Origin of the sequence: Carnobacterium maltaromaticum DSM 20342, assembly GCF_000744945.1 — a bacterium.
Classification (GTDB): Bacteria; Bacillota; Bacilli; order Lactobacillales; family Carnobacteriaceae; genus Carnobacterium; species Carnobacterium maltaromaticum.
In genome coordinates, this window is the sequence record NZ_JQMX01000005.1 from 31,757 (window position 1) to 52,104 (window position 20,348).

General features: G+C 33.9%; 24 protein-coding genes, 1 pseudogene and 1 riboswitch. Of the genes and pseudogenes, 12 read left to right on the plus strand and 13 right to left on the minus strand.

The features are described 5' to 3' along the window. Position 1 precedes the first annotated feature (1 nt). The 5 genes from lacB (BR77_RS17740) to lacA (BR77_RS17760) all read right to left on the minus strand — a co-directional run bounded on the left by lacB (BR77_RS17740) (position 2) and on the right by lacA (BR77_RS17760) (position 3,230). A complete protein-coding gene (gene lacB, locus BR77_RS17740) occupies positions 2-517 on the minus strand; it encodes a galactose-6-phosphate isomerase subunit LacB (protein WP_010051917.1) in 516 nt (171 codons plus the stop codon). A 20-nt stretch (positions 518-537) separates the two neighbouring features. Then, complete coding sequence (gene lacA, locus BR77_RS17745) at positions 538-966, minus strand: galactose-6-phosphate isomerase subunit LacA (protein WP_010051916.1); 429 nt, start codon at positions 964-966, stop codon at positions 538-540. Positions 967-1,199: 233 nt separating this feature from the next. Further along, positions 1,200-2,078: an aldose 1-epimerase family protein gene (locus tag BR77_RS17750; protein WP_010051915.1), complete on the minus strand. Its 879-nt coding sequence runs from the start codon at positions 2,076-2,078 to the stop codon at positions 1,200-1,202. Positions 2,079-2,242: 164 nt separating this feature from the next. Then, positions 2,243-2,764 carry a galactose-6-phosphate isomerase subunit LacB gene (gene lacB / locus BR77_RS17755; protein ID WP_010051914.1) on the minus strand — a complete coding sequence of 174 codons (522 nt, stop codon included), beginning with the start codon at positions 2,762-2,764 and terminating at the stop codon, positions 2,243-2,245. A 37-nt stretch (positions 2,765-2,801) separates the two neighbouring features. After that, positions 2,802-3,230, minus strand: a complete 429-nt coding sequence (gene lacA / locus BR77_RS17760) for a galactose-6-phosphate isomerase subunit LacA (protein ID WP_035067063.1) — start codon at positions 3,228-3,230, stop codon at positions 2,802-2,804. Between the two features lie 244 nt (positions 3,231-3,474). Here lacA (BR77_RS17760) and BR77_RS17765 point away from each other — a divergent pair, with 244 nt between their 5' ends. Together BR77_RS17765 and BR77_RS17775 are read left to right on the plus strand one after the other, a co-directional pair. Beyond that, a complete protein-coding gene (locus BR77_RS17765; protein ID WP_010051912.1) occupies positions 3,475-4,227 on the plus strand; it encodes a DeoR/GlpR family DNA-binding transcription regulator in 753 nt (250 codons plus the stop codon). 582 nt (positions 4,228-4,809) lie between these two features. Further along, a complete protein-coding gene (locus tag BR77_RS17775) occupies positions 4,810-5,352 on the plus strand; it encodes an IS110 family transposase (protein ID WP_035067068.1) in 543 nt (180 codons plus the stop codon). Here BR77_RS17775 and BR77_RS17780 read toward each other — a convergent pair. Next, entirely contained in the window at positions 5,294-6,898 is a 1,605-nt protein-coding gene (locus BR77_RS17780) for an IS1634 family transposase (RefSeq protein WP_034558278.1), read from the minus strand. The two genes, BR77_RS17775 and BR77_RS17780, sit on opposite strands and share 59 nt — an antisense overlap. 515 nt (positions 6,899-7,413) lie before the next feature. On the opposite strand from BR77_RS17780, the gene BR77_RS19290 reads away from it, so the two are divergent. The 6 genes from BR77_RS19290 (at position 7,414) to BR77_RS17805 (ending at position 10,928) form a co-directional block, all read left to right on the plus strand. Continuing rightward, on the plus strand, positions 7,414-7,587 hold the full coding sequence (locus BR77_RS19290; protein ID WP_155520245.1) for a hypothetical protein: 174 nt from the start codon (positions 7,414-7,416) through the stop codon (positions 7,585-7,587). Positions 7,588-7,822: 235 nt separating this feature from the next. Then, complete coding sequence (locus tag BR77_RS17785) at positions 7,823-8,296, plus strand: JAB domain-containing protein (protein WP_051926833.1); 474 nt, start codon at positions 7,823-7,825, stop codon at positions 8,294-8,296. A gap of 277 nt (positions 8,297-8,573) precedes the next feature. Next, complete coding sequence (locus tag BR77_RS17790; protein ID WP_034558279.1) at positions 8,574-8,783, plus strand: hypothetical protein; 210 nt, start codon at positions 8,574-8,576, stop codon at positions 8,781-8,783. A gap of 193 nt (positions 8,784-8,976) precedes the next feature. Beyond that, positions 8,977-9,399, plus strand: coding sequence for a cupin domain-containing protein (locus tag BR77_RS17795; RefSeq protein ID WP_034558281.1), 423 nt, complete (start codon positions 8,977-8,979; stop codon positions 9,397-9,399). 120 nt (positions 9,400-9,519) lie between these two features. Further along, the gene (locus BR77_RS17800) at positions 9,520-10,173 is read left to right on the plus strand and encodes an ABC transporter ATP-binding protein (protein ID WP_034558286.1); all 654 of its coding nucleotides are present in this window, start codon (positions 9,520-9,522) and stop codon (positions 10,171-10,173) included. Continuing rightward, positions 10,170-10,928 (plus strand): ABC transporter permease, encoded by a 759-nt coding sequence (locus BR77_RS17805; protein WP_034558288.1) that lies wholly within the window; start codon positions 10,170-10,172, stop codon positions 10,926-10,928. The genes BR77_RS17800 and BR77_RS17805 overlap by 4 nt, the downstream gene beginning before the upstream one ends. A 153-nt stretch (positions 10,929-11,081) precedes the next feature. Here the strand turns inward: BR77_RS17805 and BR77_RS17810 are convergent, their stop codons facing one another. The 4 genes and pseudogenes from BR77_RS17810 to BR77_RS17830 all read right to left on the minus strand — a co-directional run bounded on the left by BR77_RS17810 (position 11,082) and on the right by BR77_RS17830 (position 15,714). After that, positions 11,082-12,920, minus strand: a complete 1,839-nt coding sequence (locus BR77_RS17810; protein ID WP_035067070.1) for a heavy metal translocating P-type ATPase — start codon at positions 12,918-12,920, stop codon at positions 11,082-11,084. A 99-nt stretch (positions 12,921-13,019) separates the two neighbouring features. Continuing rightward, positions 13,020-13,124: riboswitch (NiCo riboswitch) on the minus strand. A 155-nt stretch (positions 13,125-13,279) separates the two neighbouring features. Beyond that, positions 13,280-13,831, minus strand: a complete 552-nt coding sequence (locus BR77_RS17815) for a tyrosine-type recombinase/integrase (RefSeq protein WP_035067072.1) — start codon at positions 13,829-13,831, stop codon at positions 13,280-13,282. A 196-nt stretch (positions 13,832-14,027) separates the two neighbouring features. Then, a pseudogene (locus tag BR77_RS17820) lies at positions 14,028-14,599 on the minus strand (helix-turn-helix domain-containing protein). 758 nt (positions 14,600-15,357) lie between these two features. Continuing rightward, positions 15,358-15,714: a hypothetical protein gene (locus BR77_RS17830; RefSeq protein ID WP_021150714.1), complete on the minus strand. Its 357-nt coding sequence runs from the start codon at positions 15,712-15,714 to the stop codon at positions 15,358-15,360. A 153-nt stretch (positions 15,715-15,867) separates the two neighbouring features. Here BR77_RS17830 and BR77_RS17835 point away from each other — a divergent pair, with 153 nt between their 5' ends. Together BR77_RS17835 and BR77_RS17840 are read left to right on the plus strand one after the other, a co-directional pair. After that, entirely contained in the window at positions 15,868-16,302 is a 435-nt protein-coding gene (locus BR77_RS17835) for an RrF2 family transcriptional regulator (protein WP_035067081.1), read from the plus strand. Then, positions 16,299-17,690 (plus strand): dihydrolipoyl dehydrogenase family protein, encoded by a 1,392-nt coding sequence (locus tag BR77_RS17840; RefSeq protein WP_005237714.1) that lies wholly within the window; start codon positions 16,299-16,301, stop codon positions 17,688-17,690. The genes BR77_RS17835 and BR77_RS17840 overlap by 4 nt, the downstream gene beginning before the upstream one ends. A gap of 374 nt (positions 17,691-18,064) precedes the next feature. Here the strand turns inward: BR77_RS17840 and BR77_RS17845 are convergent, their stop codons facing one another. Continuing rightward, positions 18,065-18,343: a DUF1905 domain-containing protein gene (locus BR77_RS17845; protein ID WP_005875075.1), complete on the minus strand. Its 279-nt coding sequence runs from the start codon at positions 18,341-18,343 to the stop codon at positions 18,065-18,067. A gap of 227 nt (positions 18,344-18,570) precedes the next feature. Between BR77_RS17845 and BR77_RS17850 the strand changes: the two genes are divergently transcribed. Next, on the plus strand, positions 18,571-18,891 hold the full coding sequence (locus BR77_RS17850) for a hypothetical protein (RefSeq protein ID WP_035067086.1): 321 nt from the start codon (positions 18,571-18,573) through the stop codon (positions 18,889-18,891). Positions 18,892-19,069: 178 nt separating this feature from the next. Here BR77_RS17850 and BR77_RS17855 read toward each other — a convergent pair whose 3' ends face one another. Beyond that, on the minus strand, positions 19,070-19,408 hold the full coding sequence (locus tag BR77_RS17855) for a type II toxin-antitoxin system PemK/MazF family toxin (protein ID WP_035067089.1): 339 nt from the start codon (positions 19,406-19,408) through the stop codon (positions 19,070-19,072). Beyond that, entirely contained in the window at positions 19,402-19,644 is a 243-nt protein-coding gene (locus BR77_RS17860) for an AbrB/MazE/SpoVT family DNA-binding domain-containing protein (protein ID WP_051926844.1), read from the minus strand. The genes BR77_RS17855 and BR77_RS17860 overlap by 7 nt, the downstream gene beginning before the upstream one ends. A 251-nt stretch (positions 19,645-19,895) precedes the next feature. On the opposite strand from BR77_RS17860, the gene BR77_RS17865 reads away from it, so the two are divergent. Next, on the plus strand, positions 19,896-20,102 hold the full coding sequence (locus tag BR77_RS17865; protein WP_035067092.1) for a hypothetical protein: 207 nt from the start codon (positions 19,896-19,898) through the stop codon (positions 20,100-20,102). Positions 20,103-20,348 lie beyond the last annotated feature (246 nt).

Genomic DNA, 20,348 nt, shown 5'->3' on the forward strand with positions numbered 1-20,348 from the left:
CCTAGTCATGATATTCACCGTTATCCCATTTCACTAAAAATTCATCAAAGAAATGAGGATCCATTTGATCTTTATTTACGCTTTCAACATGAGCTATTTTTGCAATTAATTCTTTATTTTCTTCTGTCTCTTGATACTCTGCATTGATAAAAGCCTCGATGATGTCACACATAAGTAGCTCACCTGTTATTTTCCCACCGAAACCAATCACATTTGCATTCAATTCTTTTTTAGCATACAGCGCTGTAGTCATGTCACGAACAAGAGCAGATCGAACTCCCGGTACTTTATTAACTGCATTGTTAATACCAACACCCGTTCCGCAAATACAAACACCTAAATCTGCTTCCCCGCTTGCTACAGCCTCCCCCACTTTTTTCCCAAAGATAGGATAGTGAGTACGATAAAAATCATATGTTCCAAAATCAAGAACTTCATGACCCAGCGATTTCAAAAAACTTGATACTTCCATTTTTGTGTCCGTTACAATGTGGTCACAACCAATAGCAATTTTCATTTTCATCTACCTTTCTTTAATTAACCCATTTTATTTAGCATATCAACGCGAATTTGATGTCTTCCACCTTCGTATTTTCCTGTAACGAATCCTTTTACGATATTTTTTGCAAGCGTAACCCCTACTATTTCACTCCCCATCGTAATCATTCGGGCATTATTGTGTCCCCTAGTCATATAAGCAGAGCGCTCATCTGAAACTTGAGCTGCAATCATACCTGTGATTTTTGTTGCTACCATAAAACTACCTGCGCCATAAGCGTCAATTACAATACCTAAGTTGTCGTCATCTTTTTTAACTTCTCGTGCTACTGCTAATGTGGTTTCAATGAAATCACTAGCTGAATTTCCACTAACATCGACTACCTCATAATTATTTTCCACAAGATAGTTTTTAATAATTGATTTCAATTCCTTACCCGCTAAATCTGCACCCAATATAATAGCCATATTAATTTCTCCTTACTAAAAATATTTTAATGAACTTACGAAGACAGTTTGGAAATTTGCAAATCATTTTTCGGGAAGCGTTTTTATTTCCTCATGCCCCTATTATAAACAGAACAAAACATATAATCAATCTTTTTTGTTCTTTTTTTTGTTTTATTTTTCTTTTTGATTCTCTATTCGTTCCTTTTTGTTTGCCGGCATGATAAAAAAGCTGTTTTTATTAGTGTTTCGCATCAAAACATTTCAATTGTAAATTTCAGGATTTTTTCCCTGCTTTTTTGCAAACAAATCATGCCATCTTTCTCTTCTAGTGATCCGATTTCACCCGCAATATCAGGTAATCCGTAGAATGGCTCGATACAAACAAACGGAGCATCTATTGTTTCTTTTGTCCATAGGCATAGGTAGGGGAAATCAGTCATATGCACGCTAACGCCATGCTTGCCTTTTGATGACGTCAATGTGACGGTCTCAATGTCTGCTTCATCAATGATGATAAGACCCTCACGAAATACTTCATGGCTCATTGGTAATGCCCCATTTTTCATTGCTGCGAATGGTTTTTTGCCACCCTTTCGGAATGGCGCTGGACCAATTTCGAAAAATTCCACATTTTTTTGGGGATTTATTGTGATTGTGTAGTCTTCATACGTCCCTTCACCATTCATCGGCACGTTAAAGCCTGGATGGCCCCCTACTGAGAACGGCATCATTTCTTCAGAATGATTTTCCACCTTATATGCTGTTTCCAATTTATTGTCCGTTAATGTGTAAGTAACCGAGTATACAAACTCATATGGATAAATCGCCTTCGTTTCTTTGTTTGCTCTTAAAGTGAAGGTTGCTTTTGTATCCGTTTTTTCCGTCACTTCTAATTCTGATATCTTTACAAAACCATGTTGTGGTAATTCATATGTTTTACTATTTTTTATGTGTTTATGTTCGTTCAAACGACCGATGATGGGAAATAAATTTGGTGCATGGCTAGACCAAACATTAGGATCTCCACCCCACAGATAATCAAAGCCTTCTTTTTTATTGTATATTTTTTGAAGTTCTGCTCCTTTTGTAGCTATCTCTACTAAAAGGTATTCATTTTCTAATAGGACCATTATGTCCCCTCCAATAATATTATTTTCACCTATTGCATACTATTCATATCTTGAAAAAAAGGAGCGGTATACGATTCGAACTATCTCCTGACCGAACACTGGTGCTAGCCACCGAAATTTCTGGAAATGGGAGACTTCTTTCGGAAAAACGTCAAAATAACTGATCAATCGTGATAGAATCCTTCAGACCATTTCTTCATTTCTTCATCGAATAAATGTTCGTTTATTTCAGTATTTGTTTCTTTTTCAGGTGCAATAGCATTAATTTTTTCAATTAATTTTTTATTTTCAGGTGTTTCAACATACTCGGTATGAATAAAAGCGTCTATAATTTCAAAAATCAAGTTCTTCCCAACAATCATGCCACCAAAACCAATTACATTTGCGTTCAATTCTTTTTTCGCATAAACTGCACTAGTCACATCTCTCACTAATGCAGCTCTAGCACCTAGTACTTTATCTGCTGCAGTTGTTATCCCAACACCTGTGCCGCAAAGCGTGATTCCCAAATCAGCTTTTTTTGATACAACGGCTTCCGCTACTTTTTTCCCAAAAATCGGATAATGTGTACGGGTAAAATCATATGTCCCAACGTCAATTACTTCGTGCCCTTGTTGTTTCAAGTAATCTGATACCGCAATCTTTACATCCGTGACAATGTGGTCACAACCTAATGAAATAATCATTTTTGTTCCTCCATTTTCCATATTATATATTTGGTTATCACAACATTTTATTTAACATATCAACTCGGACCTGATGCCTGCCAGCTGCGTAATCAGCATGGATATAATATTTAACTAAGTTAACAACTAAATCTTTTCCCACTATACCTGAACCAATAGTAATCGCTTTTGCGCCATTGTGTTCGCGGGTCATTTTTGATGAATTTTCATCCGTGACGTTTGCGGCAATCATTCCTTTGATTTTATTTGCTGCCATATAAGAACCTACACCAAATTGATCAATTATAATGCCTGTCCTACCTTCGTCCTTTAAGACTGCTTCCGAAACTGCAAGAGCGGCATCAACAAAATCTTCAGCTGGAGTTTCAGACAAATCGACCACTTCAAAACCCTCTTCTTTGATAACTTTCTTCAACAATTCTTTTAATTCAAATCCGGCATTATCTGCACCCAATACAATACTCATTTTTCTTCCCCTCCATTTTCTGATCGATAACCTGATAATTAGTACATTGATTCTTTACACGCACTAATTTACCATCACAAACTAACATTGTCAAACATTTTTGGACATATATTATTCAACCAAATTTCTATCTTCCTTTTTATCTATTTGACATACGTTTTCAATGGTGATAAGTTATAATTAACAGTATTAACGAAATAAATCGGAACAATTTCGAACATAACAAAGCAAAGGAGATAGCCCCGTGTTAAAACAACAACGTTTAAATATTATTCAAGAGTTATTGTCACAGAAGGAAATTGTTCAGGTGTCTGATTTAACAAACATCCTAAATGTTACAGAAATGACAGTAAGACGAGATTTAAAAACTTTGGAGGATGCAGGCAAACTTCTACGGATCCACGGTGGAGCAAAACCTGTGGACAATTCATTCAACAAAGAACTGTCTAATATTGAGAAGCAAGAAATCATGATAGAAGAAAAAAAATATATTTCAAAAAAAATTGCAAATTTAATTAAAAGTGGCGACACAATATTTTTAGGTCCCAGTACAACAATCGAGAATGTGTACGGTTACATGGAAGACTTTCCAACAAGGATCATTACTAATTCAATCCATGTCTTTAATAAATTTAACAACTCCAACAAATATGATTTGATTCTAATAGGCGGTAGCTATAGATACCGAACAGGAGCTTTTGTTGGGAGTATCGCCAATCAAGCGCTGTCTAAGATGAGAATTTCAAAAGCTTTTATCGGAACAAACGGAATAAGCAGGAATGAAATATATACTGCAAATGAAGAAGAAGGCACTACTCAAGAAATTGTGTTGAACAATGCCAGGGAAAAATATATTGTCGCCGACTCAAGCAAAATAGACAAAGAGGATTTTTATAAGTTTTACAATCTCGATGAAATAACAGCCTTGATTACAGACGAAAAAATAACGGATAAAGAAAAAAAAGACATTGAAAAATATACTAGAATTATTTGCTAACCTGACCGTTTCCTTACAACCTTTATAAATTGAACTTGGATATGATGGACTTCCCAATCTCTGTACGATATTAGCTTGAGTATGTTTGATTCACTAATAACTTGATTGAAATAAAAAAAATCCAAATTTCCTCCTGATATAAGTCTTTCGTTTTCCAATCCAATATATCCCCTCAGTTGAAAGTAGATTAGATAACAAAAACAACGATTTTTCGCGGATCGTTGTTTTTTAGCTCCTTTCATCAAATTGTACATGAAGGTTTCCTTCAAACAGCTTCGTTGACCGCTTTCATTACCCGAAAGATGTTTGCATATTTCGGGTAATGAAAGCCCGAAATGCACAAAAAACTTTAAGTTCGCTTCGCGAACAAATCCATGACAGAAAATAAGTTGCCGCTTATAATTTAATCGAAGGTAACACAAATTCAACCTCTTTAACGGAGTTTTGCCGAACCCGTACAAAAAACTGAATGATTTCATCTTGTTGAGAAAAACCGAATATACCTATGAGTATGGAAACAAAATTACAGATCTATTTCGATGAAATCCGTTATCTTCTCATTTTTTTATAGGAGGGATTTCCATGGAAGTTATGGTTGAAACCTGTTGTGGTATCGATGTGCATCAAAAATCCATTGTTTGTTGTATCCTTGACGGCCCGTTAGACACGAACAAACCAAAAAAGCAGCCTCGTACCTTTGGTACAACAACAAAGAAACTACGAGAAGCATTGACGTGGATTCAATCTCAGAACGTAACGCATGTTTTTTTCGAAAGTACTGGGCAATATTGGATTCCCATATTTAATATTTTTTATGACAGTAATCTAACGTTGATACTGGCGAATCCGCAACACATTAAAAATCTTCCTGGCCGGAAGACGGATATGAATGATGCGGAATGGATTGCCCAACTTGGTAGATGTGGTCTGATCCAGCCATCCTACATCCCTTGCGAAGAAGTTCATCAATTGCGGCTTCTGACAAGACGTCGGAAAGCCTATACCGAACGCATCACCCAATGCAAAAATGAAATTCATAATATTTTACAACCTGAATTCCCGGAATTTATAACGAGGGAAGGGCAACGCCTAACGCCTCGTATAATTCCTTCTGCTTCGTCGTAACCTCTCCCAACACGCGACCGTGCCCGGGGGCCTCAAATAATTCAATCATGTCCAGTTCGTCCAGTACACCTTGAAGGGTCCATTGGTTAAATAGCTCGGCATCCTGCATCTTCTTTTTCACGTAGGATAAGTAGATTAAGGCGATGAATTCCACAAAAAGCTTCCCATTCAGGGACAATTCGGATGAAACTTGCATTCTTCTGAAGTTGAGGCGCTCTTTTAAATTGCCGAAGGCTTTTTCAACAACATCCTTGCTGCGATAAAGAGACAACGCTTCAAACGGATCATTGACCTCATTAGAAAGCAAGGCGAAGTAACCATAATTTCTAACCGCATTGCGCATCGCCTCTTCTTTAGGCGTGATTTTCTTCCCTCGTTTAGGTGTCTCAGTAACTTCGAAGTACTTATCATAATCTTTCATACGATAATCTTTTAGTGTATTTTCCTTCAGATCTTGGTGAAGGGCTGTCAGATAGTCGTTCATGTCTACCTGATCTTTAATCGCTTTTTCAGGATTGTAGAACAGATGCAGATACGCGCGCTTTTCCAATTTTATCACATCACCTTTATACGGACGTTCCTGTTCGTATTCCCAGTTTATTGTGCGACATACACCGTAGGTGGTGAACTGTGTTTCGAAGTTTGACCAAAGTTTCAAGTTCTCACGTTCCGCTTCCAACACACCCTTGACATATTTGAGTTTGAGTTGCACTCCTATCACGAATTTCTGGTGGTGTTTATACAAGGCGTTGATATTATCCTTGCTGTAAAAACCTCGATCAAATATCACGTTGACCTTTTTGTAGCCCATTACATCAAATTCCTTCATGAGTTGCCGAACCGTTTTAACATCGGTGATATTTCCGGAGAGCTTGCGGTAATAAAAGGGCAGTCCGGATTGCGCCCCAAACAAGAGTGCCAAGTTGATTTGTGGCAAGCGGTCGTGTTCCTTGTTTCGTCCCTTCTTCACTTGCGATAAGACCTCTGAGTAACTCGATATCGACGTAGTGTCAAATGCCCAATACTCCTTTTCCATCCGGCGGTTGCCTTGTTTCTGAAAGAAGGCCATCCGGCCTTCCTCATCGATTGCTTGGAATAGGTCGCTGCTTCGTTGTGAAGGAATATCCTGGCAATACGGGTGATGATGCAGTTTTTGCCAATGGGAAAAACGACTCAAGGCGTTATTCTCTTCGAGAATCAAGTAATAGGCGATCGACAGAATTTGCTTATAATGCTCCGGGAAGATGGCCTTAAGGTCCGCGTATACGCCTGTCTGCTTGCCAATTTGATCGAGCAGATAACCTGCCCCATAGAAGATTCTTCGGACTTGTGTCATTGGAATCGGCCCTGGCTTAACTTCCGATGAAGTCGGGGCCGGTTTCTTTTTGTACGAACGTGTTGGGACGATTTCACCTGTAACCGGATCGACTTTTCCAATCAGTGTCCTCTTAGCGCGTGATTGTTGCTTTTCCTTATCCCAGTAGGGTTCATTCTGATAGGCATAAGTAATGCCCGTTTTCTTGTTTGTCTGAAAAATAACTGCCATATCAACACTCCTCGTTATACATTATATTATATAACGAGTTATAAGTCTACAAAAAAACCGCTATATATCAATCGTTATAGCGGTTTTTCGAGTGATTATCGTTACACAATTCGGGAATGCAGGTTTAATGCAATTGTACATGCAAGTAGTTTAACAAAAGGCGGTACTGCCATTCAGAGAAGTCGTATGGTAGGCGGACATAAAGGATAGTGATAATATGACAACAATACAAGAAATAATTCAGGATTATAAGGAGAACAAAATACCATTAAGTGAGTTACAAGAAACTATCTGGGGATTATCAGAAAGCTCATTAGAAATGATTTCAGAAGAATCCATACATTATTATATAAATTTAATAGAACCAAGGATATGAACAAAATATACAACCGTAATGAAAATGTATGTTGGTTATCCATTAAAAAAGATAAAAAAATCAAAGACAATATATTGTAATATGATGGTATAATAATACAAAATCTTATTTACTATGAGTGTTTTAGGAGATGTTTATAGTGTTCGATGTATTAAAAGAAATGATATATAACAATTATAATGCGAATACCTTGCAAGACCATATAGATTCTTTACATACAATACTAGATAACAATGTAGAAAAAATGACTATTTCAGAAGTAGAATATGAAGTACTAAATGAACTGATTGGTGATTTAAATAATATCAATTAGTATATTGGCAGATCGGTAAGTGTAAATAACAAAAGATATGTAGGTAAAAAACATGTATATGCCTATCCAATTAGCTTTATTGATTTTTTATCTTATTTAAAACAATTTGTAAAAGAACCATTTACTGTTTTAGCAGTAAACGGTTCTTTTTCCCTAATTACAATAAGTGATATAAAAAAATGATTTGAATATTAAAAGCGTACTTTTAATACAACAAAGAAAAGGGAGGTACAAAATGAAAACAGTAAAAGAGATAGAGGGGAAAAAATCAGTACAATTAATAAAAGAAGTGGTGAGAGTAAAACAAACTGTTGTAGAAAGACCAGTTGAATACAATACAATGATTACTAGTACTACGATAGCTAAACAAATAGGAATTGACGAAATAGGAGACGAAGCTCAAGAAGTGTTACTTTTAGTTGCACTAAATACTAAAAATAAAATCAATGCTATTCACAAAGTGTTTAGTGGATCACTAGATAGCAGCATAGCGCACCCAAGAGAAATATTCAGAAGTGCTTTGTTGAATAATGCAGCAAGAATACTGATTTATCATAATCACCCTAGTGGAAATACTGATCCATCAATTGAAGATTATGAGCTTACAGATAGATTTTTTGCAGCAGGAGAATTGCTAGGAATAGAAGTGTTAGATCATATTATAGTTGCTGGAAATGATGCAATATCTTTTAGAGAAAACACTTTATAAAATAAAAAAACAAAAGAGTAGTAAGAACTATGGGTTGGGCGTTATAACTCACTGGAAAACTTATTCTGCAACTTGATAATTTTTTTAATGTTTAATTTTTTAGTTTAGCTATATAATTAAGAATAAGTAGTAGAAGAAATAAAATTAATAGGTTCAGAACAAAAAAAGAAAAAATCCTATCCAGAAAAAATAAAAAATAAAAAAAACTAGTGACTTTAAATATTTTTTATGTAGGTCAATAAAATAAGTAACAACTTATAAGAAAGCAGGGATGAAAATGACTCAGACAGACTTAGATTTAATTGCAGAGTCTTATCAAAAAGCTTTATTTTTACCTAAAAGAAGAAAAAATGAAACGTTAGTTTCGTTGATGAATCAGCTTGAACATAGGTATTCCACATTCATTATTAATCCTATTGGAGAAGATCTAGAACGAGAAGAAGTACGGTTATACAAGGAAATCAGTAATGCGCGTGACTTTTCATAATTATATAACTGGTGGTAATCCAAGTAGCTCCGTCACAACATGAGCGACGGAGCTACTTGGTTTAATGGGTGATTATGTTAAGTAAATGTTAAAATAGGATTTAAAATACTTGCTTTTTAGATAATGATAAGATAAAATTAGATTGTAATAAATATTATTAAATAATTAGTATAAAAACGGAGGGATTAGGATAATGAGTATTGATTTTAAAGATCATGGCAAAAAACCTTATGTAGTCAATATTGAAGAGGCTACTGTGCAAAACGATAATTATCGGACAACAATATGGACAGGAGAAAAATTACAAGTAACGGTAATGACTATTCAACCGAACGATGATATTGGTTTAGAAGTGCATAAAGGAATCGATCAATTTATTCGTATCGAAGAAGGGCAAGGATTATGCCTTATGGGACCGTCCGAAGACAACTTGAATTTTGAACAATCCGTTTCTGAAGATGAGGCAGTTTTTGTTCCAGCAGATATGTGGCATAATATCAAAAACACTGGAGATACTCCCTTAAAGTTATATACCATTTATGCTGGACCTGATCATATTGAAGGAACCGTTCATCCAACCCATGAAGATGCAAAAAATGATCCAAACGAACATTAAAAAAAATTACTGAAAAAATAATGATTTAAGCCCAAAAATTTGAGTTCTACTTTTATTTTTGGGTTCTTTTTTATTTTTTTGAAATAAACCTACATATGAACGATTTGAGGAGGTAAATATATGGAGGCACCATTATTAAAAACAACAAATTTAGAATTCGAGGTAGATGGTAAAACTATTTTAAAAGGTATCACTCTAACTATTGAAAAAGGAGATTTTTTAACGATTACAGGTCCATCTGGTAGTGGTAAAAGTACATTATTAAAAATTATTGCCTCAATGTTATCGCCCACCGAAGGCAAATTATGTTATCAAAATAAACCAGTTGAAGAATATGAACCGACTGATTACCGAAAAGAAGTATCCTACTGTTTTCAAACGGCGACTCTTTTTGGAGAAACAGTAAAAGATAATTTAACGTTTCCTTATGATATTAGAAATCAGCCTTTTAATGAAAAAAAGGCCTTATCTGCTTTAAAAAGCGTTGGTTTAGGAAAAGAGTACCTAACTAAATCAGTCCATGCATTATCTGGCGGTGAAAAGCAAAGAGTAGCGTTAATTCGTAATATATTGTTTATGCCTAAGGTTCTATTGCTAGATGAAGTGACAAGCGCATTGGATGAAGAAAATCAGACTATTATTCGTTCCTTGATCCGTAATCTAAATCAAGAGCAAGGCATTACGATAGTATGGGTCACACATAATACAGTAGAGATTCAATCTTCAAATCGTATTGTCCACTTAGTTAATGGAGAAATGGAGGAACCTAAATGAACTTAGCTATTAATAATGCATCTTTATTATTTGCAACAGCTTTGGTTGGAATAGCACTTATTGTTGTTTATAAAGAAAAATTAGGATTAGGTAAAGATATTTTAATCGGTGTGGTTCGAGCAGTTATTCAATTAGTTGCAGTTGGTTTTTTGTTGGGCTACGTTTTTAATTTAAATAATATTATTGTGACATTAGCACTTGTTTTAGTCATTATTTTTAACGCCTCTTTTAATGCTGGTAAGAAAAGCAATGGCATATCAAATGCATTTAAAATATCGTTTATTGCTATATTAACAGCAACTAGTTTGACTTTAGTAGTGCTCCTTCTATCGGGAGCTGTTTTATTCATTCCTTCGCAGGTGATTCCAATATCAGGAATGATTGCTAGTAATTCAATGATTGCGATTGGAATTTGTTATCGAAACTTAAATGCAAAATTTAAAGACCAACGTCAACAAGTATTAGAAAAGTTAGCTCTAGGAGCAAATTTAAAACAAGCCTCTATTACAATCGTACGTGACAGTATTCGCTCAGGTATGTTGCCTACCATAGAGTCTGCAAAAACAATAGGAATCGTTAGTTTACCCGGAATGATGTCAGGATTAATGTTTGCTGGTGTAGATCCAACACATGCAATAAAGTACCAGATTATGGTTACCTTTATGTTGCTTTCTACAACAAGTATTGCATCTGTTATGGCTAGTTACATGGCATACAAAGAATTTTATACCGAAAGCAAACAATTAAAGAATTAAAAGCTCCTTTTTTCTAGAGAAGTTTGTTATTGAAAAGTTTATTTTTTTATAAAAAATAGAGTAAGAAAAGGAGGAAATTAAGATTGATTCCTAGATCCCCGTTTTCTCACTCTGTTTTAGTATCAACTTGTCTTTTATTTAATTACATTGAGGCTACACTTTTTTCTCCTTTTGCAATAAACGTAGCCCGTTCAAGATAACCAAAATTGTTGAACCTTCATGAAAGACAACTCCTACTGGTAAATCTAGATAGCCTAAAAGATTCAAAAAAATCAGTATGACAATGACGCTGATTGAAAAAATAATATTTTGCTTAATGATACGGTTTAATCGACTACTTAGTTTATAACTATAAAGTAGTTTTGCTAAATCATTTTTTACGATTACCACATCAGCTGATTCTATTGCCACGGATGAGCCGCTACCCATAGCGATACCAATATCAGCATTTGCTAATGCTGGTGCGTCATTGATTCCATCTCCAACCATGCCGACTACCTTTTTATTTCGTTGGCTTTTTAAAATATAATTGATTTTATCTTCTGGAAGACAGTTTGCTACATAATCATTTACTTTGACTTCTTTGGCTACTTTCGCAGCTACTCTTTCGTTGTCACCCGTTAATAGAACAACTTGAATACCTTCTTTTTGAAAACCCGATACCGCTTCTATTGCTTCATAACGTACTTGGTCGGAAAGAGATACGTAACCAACAATTCCATTGTCTTTTACCACAATAATAGTTGTATTTTCCTCGGCTATTTTATCAAGATAATGATTTTTATCGAGGTAACCGTTAAAAGCACTGGGTTTTCCTATTGTGATTGCTCCTTTTTTAACACCGGATCCAGCTATTTCCTCCACAGGTTCTGAAGTATCAATGTCTTTAAAGGTTCTATCTTTGAAAGCTGCAACAATCGCGTTGGCTATAGGATGGTTAGATTGTTGTTCCATATAAACTACTTCATTAAGAACATCATCTGGAACTTCGTAATCTAATACTGTGAAATCGCCAAGTGTTAATGTCCCTGTTTTATCACTATACAAAATATCCATAGTGTTCAAAGATTCCATCGCTGCCCCACCTTTAACTAGTACCCCATTTTTTGCCCCATTGCTTATGGCACTGAGAGTTGCTGGTGTAGCAGAAGCGACCAAAGCACATGGGCTAGCAACGGTTAGTAAAACCATTCCCCGGTAAAAGGCTTCTTGAAAGCTAAATCCATTAATAGTATAGAGGGTAACAATAAAAATGGGTACTATAATTAAAACAGCAATTACATATTTTGTTTCAAATCGATCAATAATTTTTGAGATTTTTGAGGGTCTTTTTTGTGCTTCTTCCACCATGCGAATAATATTTGAAAAAACAGTTTGATCACTCGTTTTATTCACTTTAAGATGAAATGCATTCCCTTCATTGAAAGTCCCAGAAAAGACTTCATCTCCGTTTTCCTTTTCAACAGGTAATGATTCTCCAGTAAGACTTGCTTCATTGATTTGTGTTTTCCGATCCGTATACCCATCGATAGGTATTTGAACTCCTTTTGAAATTACTACGGTATCACCAACTTTTAAGGTGTTAGTAGGCACCTCAACAACTTCACCATTCTCTTTAAATAATTGAGCTACAGCTGGAACATGGGACATTAATTCAGAAATAGCACTTTTTGATTTATTAGTAGCATATGATTCTAGAGCTTCTGATCCCGCAAAAATTAGTAATAGTATAGCTCCTTCTGATTCATAACTGATTAAGCATGCACCTAAAGCCGCTAAAATCATAAGCAAATCAACATTTGGAGCTTTAGAATGAATTGTTTCTACAAGGGCTTTTTTTGCTGAAAAGAAGCCTAAAAAGAAAATGGCAAAGTAAAAAGAAAATTGACTATAGAAGCCTCCTAATGAATTCAAAACAAAACCACTAAGCGTAAAAAAAATTCCAATCATTAAAAATTGACCTGAACGTGTGTTACTTAAAAATTTCAACATTTCCCTCTTCCTTTCTATAAACAATATCAATCTAGTAGCTAGATTTCCCCTCCTTAATAAAAAATAAAAACAAAAAAAGGCACACCTATAGGACAGTATTACTGTCCCACAGGTGTGCCTTTTTGGCACTACTCTGCTATCACACATCGGTGATCCGGCTGCATGTACCTCGAAGAGGTCCACCGCCTGTTCAGATTTAAATAGCTCTCATTCTAAAACATAAGCAAGAAGAGCAAGTTAAATTAGATTTATACATACAAATAATATCATTTGTAGAATAGTATATCAACAAAAAAATATAAGAGGAGTATTTAAAATTGAATTTTTATAGAATTAGTAAAAATATACCTAAAAGAATATTAAAAACCTAATCTGAAATTAAATAAGGTCTCGCTGATTTCATCTTCATTGATTCCAATATAACGTTTCGTAATCTTCTCGTTGCTATGGCCAACTATTTCCATGAGTGTAGCCACGTCTTTGGTTTTCTTATAGTAATGATAACCGAACGTCTTGCGCAACGTGTGCGTGCCGATATCGTCTCGATCCAATAGGTCGCCCACCTTTTGAAACATCTGGTACACCGTGTTGACCTTTAAATGGCCACCGGTGGTGCTAGGAAACAAATAATCCTCTGGCTTCAAGTCTTTGGTGTAGTCTTGGATCAACTCCTGCAGGCTGCTTAAATATAAAATACGTGTTTTCCCGGTCTTTTGTTCCACAATGCGTGGATTCTTCGAGGTAATCACGTCTTTTTTCTTTAGTTTCACGATATCGGACATGCGTAAACCGCTATTAATACCGATCAAAAACAGAAAAACATCGCGTTTGGCGTTCTTATTGCGGCGCAAACAAAATAAAAAGTCGTTGATTTCTTGCTGCGTTCTTAAAGGTTGGACGTTATATGTCATTGAAAATGGCTCTCCTTTCAAAAAACGATACATGATTTCATTCAGTATACCACGAAATCATGTATCGGAGGGGCTTAGAAAAAAAGAACCCTATAGAGATAGTATTCTGGATACATGATTTTATACAATTTCATGTATCTGGACTAATAAACTAATGTAATTTTACAACGAAACAATAGAGCTTAAACAATAGAGCTTAAACAATAGTGAATAACCATATAGATAATAAAGCAATAATTCCTGCTACTAAACAAAAAACAAGTACTATTAATCTTTTATCTTGCTTATCCTTTCGTTTGTTTCTTTTTTTCTTACAGCTTCAATGTCTTTATTTTCCATGAAAGCTATGATTTCTTTATATGTTTGGACATCTTCCGATTTTTTGATTTTCTCAACTTTTATCGCTCCATACATTCCTACTAACCATAGAATAAATGGGGGAAGAAAAAACCAATAACCCGGTAGTAATAAAGAAGGACCAATTGATAACATAGCCAACACAATAAAAACAATCATTACCTTAGTATATTTGTCCATTTCTGAATGAGATACCCAATCTTTCATTGTTTCTACATCTCCTTTTACTAACTCATCTAAAGAAACATCAAAAAGAGCGCTAAGTAATAATAAGTTATGAATATCAGGATAACTATGTCCATTTTCCCAGTTTGAAATGGTTTGTCGTGAGACAAATAGTTTTTCCGATAATTCTTCTTGAGAGAGTGCCAATGTAGCTCTATATTTTTTTATTTGTTTACTTAGATTCATATTATCTGCTCCTTCTAACAATAGGATAATTTAAGTGGAAGAAATATACTATCAAATGTCTTTATAATCAGGAAATTTCGAGTGTCAAAATGTTTTTACAAACAATAAATACGTACTTGAAAACCACTAGTATTACTTATTCAAGGAACTTATGTTGTATTTTATACTAAAAAATAACCTTATTCGAATAAGGTTCAAGATATATATTTCTATCTAATTTCATGTATGAAAAAACGAAAAGGAAGTGTCTCTATTGTTTGCCTACCAACCATTCTACCCTATGATGCTAGCTCTAGTTTATATAGGAGTAACTTATTTCTTAGTTAGACATGAAAATAAGTATATCACCTACGGAATTACTATTTTCTCGTGTCTTTTGAATTTCTCATTTCTTTATCTCTGGCTTGATAAAATAATTTTTTTGATGACCTCTGCAGGTGAAGGATTCCAACGATTTATGGAGTTTAGTCAATTCGTTGATGTTTCATACTTTATCTTGCTTGTTCCTCTTCTGCTTCTTTTTGCGTGGTATGGCATCAAGAAAATAGTCCAGCAAGATCAATATCTCGGGTTAAAAATAGTCTTTATCTCTTTTTACATCGTTGCACTAGTTGGACTATTAGTATTAGGACAACTTGTATTTAGCTTATTATATTATGGTTTTGCTCCTTAAGATACATAAAATAAACTTAATAGTAACCTTGATTCAACAACATCCTATATACACGACTTTATGCAATTTCATGTATTAAGATGATTTAGAAAACCGACAGTACGCCATACATTAAGAAAAACTCAATAAGAGCTCCTACTATCGCCAAGCTAGATTTTTCTAAGTTCATTCTCTTCCTGTTTTGTGTTTTCGGATCATTTCTTACTTCTCTATTGTCCATATAATCTAAGATTTTTTTATAGGTTTTTAGATTTTCTTTATCTTGGATCTTTTGAAGTTTAATAGCAGCATTGACCATGATTACTATAAAAGTAACTGGCAAAATCAAAGAAAAATCGCCCCAGTATTTAAATAAGGATGCAGTAATGAGGGTTAAAACAAATGATCCTATAATAACCAACATTAATTGATTCATCTTAGCAATAGTTACTTCTCTTTTCATCTTATCGTCATCTCCTTTAATCAATTCGTCTAAGGAGATATTAAAATAATTGCTTAAAAGTAACAGACTTTGTAGATTTGGATAACTTTTAGGTGTATACTTAATTTAGATAAAGTAACTTTAAAAGTTACTTTTTAAAGAAGGTGAATAATTTTGAGTGAATTTACGATTGCAGTACATGGGTTGGTCTATTTAGGTCATAACAATTCAATTTTTACCAGTGAAGCATTAGCTGAGAACATTTGTAAGAATCCAGTTCGTGTTCGCAGAGTTCTGGCAAAATGCCGAAAAAAAGGATTAGTTCAAACAAAAAAAGGTGTGCATGGCGGATACTTTCTAACCGATAATTTAGAAGCTATCACTTTAAAAAATGTTTATGAGGCGATAAAGATCCCAATTATCCAAAATACTTGGCATTCAGGTTATATCAATGAACAATGTATGATTTCGTCTGGTATGTCAGAAGCTATGGATGATCTTTATGATGAGCTGAATAAAGATGCAGTAGCAAAACTAGCAACTATTACATTAAAAGATATGGAAGTAAAATTATATGCAATACAAAATGAGAGGGGCACTAAAATATGAATGAGTACACTACAGACGTAGCCATTATTGGATTTGGTAAAGCAGGAAAAACATTAGCAGGTGCTTTAGCTAAAAAAGGAAAAACCGTCACTGTGATTGAAAAATCAGCTAAAATGTATGGTGGAACTTGTATTAATGTGGGATGCTTACCGACTAAATCGTTGACACATAGTGCAAAAATTATTGATCAATTATCAGAATTTGGCATTGAGCGAAATCCTGAGATTAACAACCAGTTTTTCAAACAAGCCATGGACTATAAAACTGAATTAGTAACCAAATTAAATAAAAAAAACTACCATAAAATTGCTGATTTAGATAACGTAACAGTCTTAGACGGTTTTGCTCACTTCAAAGATGACCATACTTTGTTAGTGGATACAGATACAGAAACGCTACAAGTTACGGCTGCTAATATCATTATTGGAACTGGATCTACGGCTGTTATTCCAGATTTTGAAAACAAGCAAAACAGTCCACACATCCACACAAGTGAAGAAATTTTAGAGCTAACAAATCTGCCAAAAAAACTAGGTATTATCGGAGCTGGTCCAATTGGATTAGAATTCGCTTCTTATTTTGCTGAATTTGGTTCTGAAGTAACCGTTTATCAATTCAATGACTCATTATTGCCACGTGAAGATAAGGATGACGCAGCAGCTATTTTGGAAAGATTAGAAGAATTAGGGGTAACTATTGAATTTAACGCTCAAGCTAAACGTGTTCAAGATACGGATAATGGTGTACGTTTAACATTTGAACAAAACGGCGAAGAAAAATCTGCTGAATTAAATGAAATTTTAGTTGCTACTGGCCGTATTCCTAACACAAATAAATTAGATATTGAAAAGGCTGGCGTGGCGCTCGGCGCTCGTGGAGAAATCAAGGTAAACAAGCACTTGCAATCTTCTGTTGAACACATTTGGGCAGTGGGCGACGTTAAAGGTGGACCACAATTCACTTATATTTCTTTGGATGACTACCGTATTGTTTTGCCTCAATTGCTAGGAGAAGAATCCAACTATAATTTAGAAACGCGTCGTGTTTATCCTACAGCAACATTTGTGGATCCAACATTTGCACGGGTAGGCTTTAATGAAAAAGAAGCAACTGAAGCTGGTAAAAATTATAAAGTTGCTAAGATGCCCGTTGCTGCTGTTCCTAAAGCTCAAGTATTGCGTGAAACAAGCGGCTTTTTGAAAATATTAGTTGATCCAGAGACTGACCTTATATTAGGCGCAAGCTTCTTCAGCTACGAAGCTCACGAAATGATCAACTTAATTGCATTAGCAATTAATGAAAATATTTCATATAAGAGTTTACGAGACGGTATTTATACTCACCCTACAATGAGTGAATCCATGAATGATTTACTTGAAATGATTTAACTTAAATTTAACCACAAAAGAGGCTGGGACAAAATAAAATGGACCTTATAGAGATCTATTTTTCAGAGTCCACTCTATAGGAGTCATTTTACACTATTCACCTCCTATTCATTATTACTTATAACAGATAAGAGGTGAATATCATGCCCTCACTAGACGTTTATGTACCAATTAATAACTCTATTTTAGTACTTGTTGAAGAAATAAAAGAGTGTCTATAAAATCGTATAAACTAATTTATATAAGAGATTCCGGAAAACATCGTGTGCGATATAAAAATAAATTCTATCAAATATAGAACTTACCCAAATCTTTAAGCCCATCATAGCGTAAGTTTCATATCTAAAAAGAGAAGATTGGATTTATTGAGTAAATTAATCATGCAAATATAACATTACCGTTACTATATCGCCACCGCTTTTCCCTATCGCGTCTCTAATTTCCTTATTGATTGAGATGATCTTATCTTCATCTTTCCTTGGAGCCAAATAAATGTTTTTCACTTCAAAATCGTCAATTGTACCAGATACTTTTAAATGTCCCCATCTCCCTTTATTATCAGCTGTTCCTGGTAGTCTAAGGTGATAAGTCCATGATCCAAATCCCTCTTTGTAATGTAATTTGAGTTTCTGATTGTCAATTATTTTTATCATTTAAATAGCCCCATTTCTCATTCACTTTATCTATAGTTATGATACATGAAACTATCTAATATCGTGTATTTTAAAATAATGATCGTCTAAAAAAAACACATATTATATTATATTAATTATTCTTTAAGAATACACTTAAAATAAGGATTTCTCTTGATCCATAGTTAGTTTATTGCTTAATATATACTTGTAGGTATTTTAAAATACAAAAGAACGGAGGATCTTTTATGATGACTCATTTTTTTGATTCATTCTGGTGGATGTTTTCAGGAGTTTTTATTACTGCAAGTATTTTAATTACTTTAAATTTAATAAAAGTGATTAGTTTTAGAAAAGAACTTTCCTTAAAGTTTAAAATAGTAGATTTAATCGTTCCAATAAGTTTATTAGTGCTATTGATTTTTGCTAATTTCTTTTCAGGCGTTTTATATGATCAATTTAATCTAGCTACAGATAATATGCTACTTATACTAACTTTTTATTCAGGTATCATATTTTTAATTCAAGTTTATTATACGTTTAAGAAAGAAAAACAAAAAAGTGTTTAGAAACGCAATTTCTAATTAAAGCAACACAACAAGACATTATTGAAGATGCTGTTATTTTCTTAAGTACTCAATATAAATAATAGCAAAAAGGACTCTACCGCTGTTTAAGCGATAGGGTCCTTTTGAGCATTAACTATTAATAGCCTTCATTGCTAAATTTAAATTTTCACTGTCAACATTACTTTATATTTTCATTTTTTTGAACAATTACTTTTACTTTCACTAATAATTCATCTATCAATTTCTCTGGAACAGTCTCCACATAACTATATTTTCTTGCATTGTAATCAATGGTTACTAATTGATCTAACAAAACTTTTCCTGAAGATTTCGTACCTTGTAATGGCACATATAAAGGATAGTTGCGTTCTGTGTTTGATATTGGAGCAAAGACCGCTATATTAGCATAGTCACTGACACCATGATAGCTTAAACAAATATAGGGTCTGTATCCTTGTTGTTCATGTCCTTGTTTAGGATCTAAATTTATCTTAACAATATCGCCTTGTTTTACCATTTCTCATTTCCTATAGGAGAAAAACTTTGTAGTTCTGTTGTAAATGTTTCTTTGTTGTAGTCTTTGAAAAGTTCTTCAAAAGTTACTTCTTTTTCGGCTTTGGTTAATACAATCGAATGATTAATAACTTCTACATTTAAGTCATCATCTTTTTCTGCTTCCAATGCTTCTAATAGGCTTTTGGGTAAACGGATTGCCTGACTGTTTCCCCACTGTTTAACTGGTAGTTGAATCATTAGAATCCCTTCCTCTCTTTTGTCCATTGTAGCAGAAAGTATCTACTTTGTATATACACGTTATTCAATAAGAGTAAGAAATTAATTCTATTAAATTAAAATTTATATAAGCAGATTTTCATAATAGAAGCTGGCTAATCAATATAAAAAGTATAATTGTTAAAAATGTAATAAAGTGAATAATATAATTGTAGCCTATTACACAACAAGGTACAATTATAGGTGTTATAAAAAAGGGATATTGAAAAATTATGATACAAATAGGCTTTTCGGACCAAGTAAAAAAAGATATTAATGTTAAACCATCTAAAAATAAACATCAGAAATCAGAGGAAAACATTACTACCGCAGTTAGAATTAGCACACAATATTATGAAGTATTAAGAGAAAGAGCTTTTCTTGAAAAGACCTCTGTCCGTCAATTAGTTGACGATAGACTAGCAGAGAAATTAGATTAAAAAACTGTAACAATAAGATATGTGAGAATGTATTATTTACTTTAAAGCTTGTATAACAAGGAACCACAATTTTTGTGGTTCCTTGTTATACAAGCTTTTTTTTTCACTTATTTGATAAGAACTATTTCTTTTATACGGGGTCAATGGAACATCTTAACGAAAAGTTGCGGTATAATCGACTATTAAAAAATAGAAACGCTGATTTAACAGCATTTCTATTTTTTTTAGACTTTAAGGCTCCAAAAT

Bases quoted from the DNA above. Each gene is read 5' to 3' on its own strand.
- lacB (WP_010051917.1), bottom strand. From the start codon at position 517: ATGAAAATTGCTATTGGTTGTGACCACATTGTAACGGACACAAAAATG.
- lacA (WP_010051916.1), bottom strand. From the start codon at position 966: ATGGCTATTATATTGGGTGCAGATTTAGCGGGTAAGGAATTGAAATCA.
- BR77_RS17750 (WP_010051915.1), bottom strand. From the start codon at position 2,078: ATGGTCCTATTAGAAAATGAATACCTTTTAGTAGAGATAGCTACAAAA.
- lacB (WP_010051914.1), bottom strand. From the start codon at position 2,764: ATGATTATTTCATTAGGTTGTGACCACATTGTCACGGATGTAAAGATT.
- lacA (WP_035067063.1), bottom strand. From the start codon at position 3,230: ATGAGTATTGTATTGGGTGCAGATAATGCCGGATTTGAATTAAAAGAA.
- BR77_RS17775 (WP_035067068.1), top strand. From the start codon at position 4,810: ATGGAAGTTATGGTTGAAACCTGTTGTGGTATCGATGTGCATCAAAAA.
- BR77_RS17780 (WP_034558278.1), bottom strand. From the start codon at position 6,898: ATGGCAGTTATTTTTCAGACAAACAAGAAAACGGGCATTACTTATGCC.
- BR77_RS17785 (WP_051926833.1), top strand. From the start codon at position 7,823: ATGAAAACAGTAAAAGAGATAGAGGGGAAAAAATCAGTACAATTAATA.
- BR77_RS17790 (WP_034558279.1), top strand. From the start codon at position 8,574: ATGACTCAGACAGACTTAGATTTAATTGCAGAGTCTTATCAAAAAGCT.
- BR77_RS17795 (WP_034558281.1), top strand. From the start codon at position 8,977: ATGAGTATTGATTTTAAAGATCATGGCAAAAAACCTTATGTAGTCAAT.
- BR77_RS17800 (WP_034558286.1), top strand. From the start codon at position 9,520: ATGGAGGCACCATTATTAAAAACAACAAATTTAGAATTCGAGGTAGAT.
- BR77_RS17805 (WP_034558288.1), top strand. From the start codon at position 10,170: ATGAACTTAGCTATTAATAATGCATCTTTATTATTTGCAACAGCTTTG.
- BR77_RS17810 (WP_035067070.1), bottom strand. From the start codon at position 12,920: ATGTTGAAATTTTTAAGTAACACACGTTCAGGTCAATTTTTAATGATT.
- BR77_RS17815 (WP_035067072.1), bottom strand. From the start codon at position 13,831: ATGACATATAACGTCCAACCTTTAAGAACGCAGCAAGAAATCAACGAC.
- BR77_RS17830 (WP_021150714.1), bottom strand. From the start codon at position 15,714: ATGAAAAGAGAAGTAACTATTGCTAAGATGAATCAATTAATGTTGGTT.
- BR77_RS17840 (WP_005237714.1), top strand. From the start codon at position 16,299: ATGAATGAGTACACTACAGACGTAGCCATTATTGGATTTGGTAAAGCA.
- BR77_RS17845 (WP_005875075.1), bottom strand. From the start codon at position 18,343: ATGATAAAAATAATTGACAATCAGAAACTCAAATTACATTACAAAGAG.
- BR77_RS17850 (WP_035067086.1), top strand. From the start codon at position 18,571: ATGATGACTCATTTTTTTGATTCATTCTGGTGGATGTTTTCAGGAGTT.
- BR77_RS17855 (WP_035067089.1), bottom strand. From the start codon at position 19,408: ATGGTAAAACAAGGCGATATTGTTAAGATAAATTTAGATCCTAAACAA.
- BR77_RS17860 (WP_051926844.1), bottom strand. From the start codon at position 19,644: ATGATTCAACTACCAGTTAAACAGTGGGGAAACAGTCAGGCAATCCGT.
- BR77_RS17865 (WP_035067092.1), top strand. From the start codon at position 19,896: ATGATACAAATAGGCTTTTCGGACCAAGTAAAAAAAGATATTAATGTT.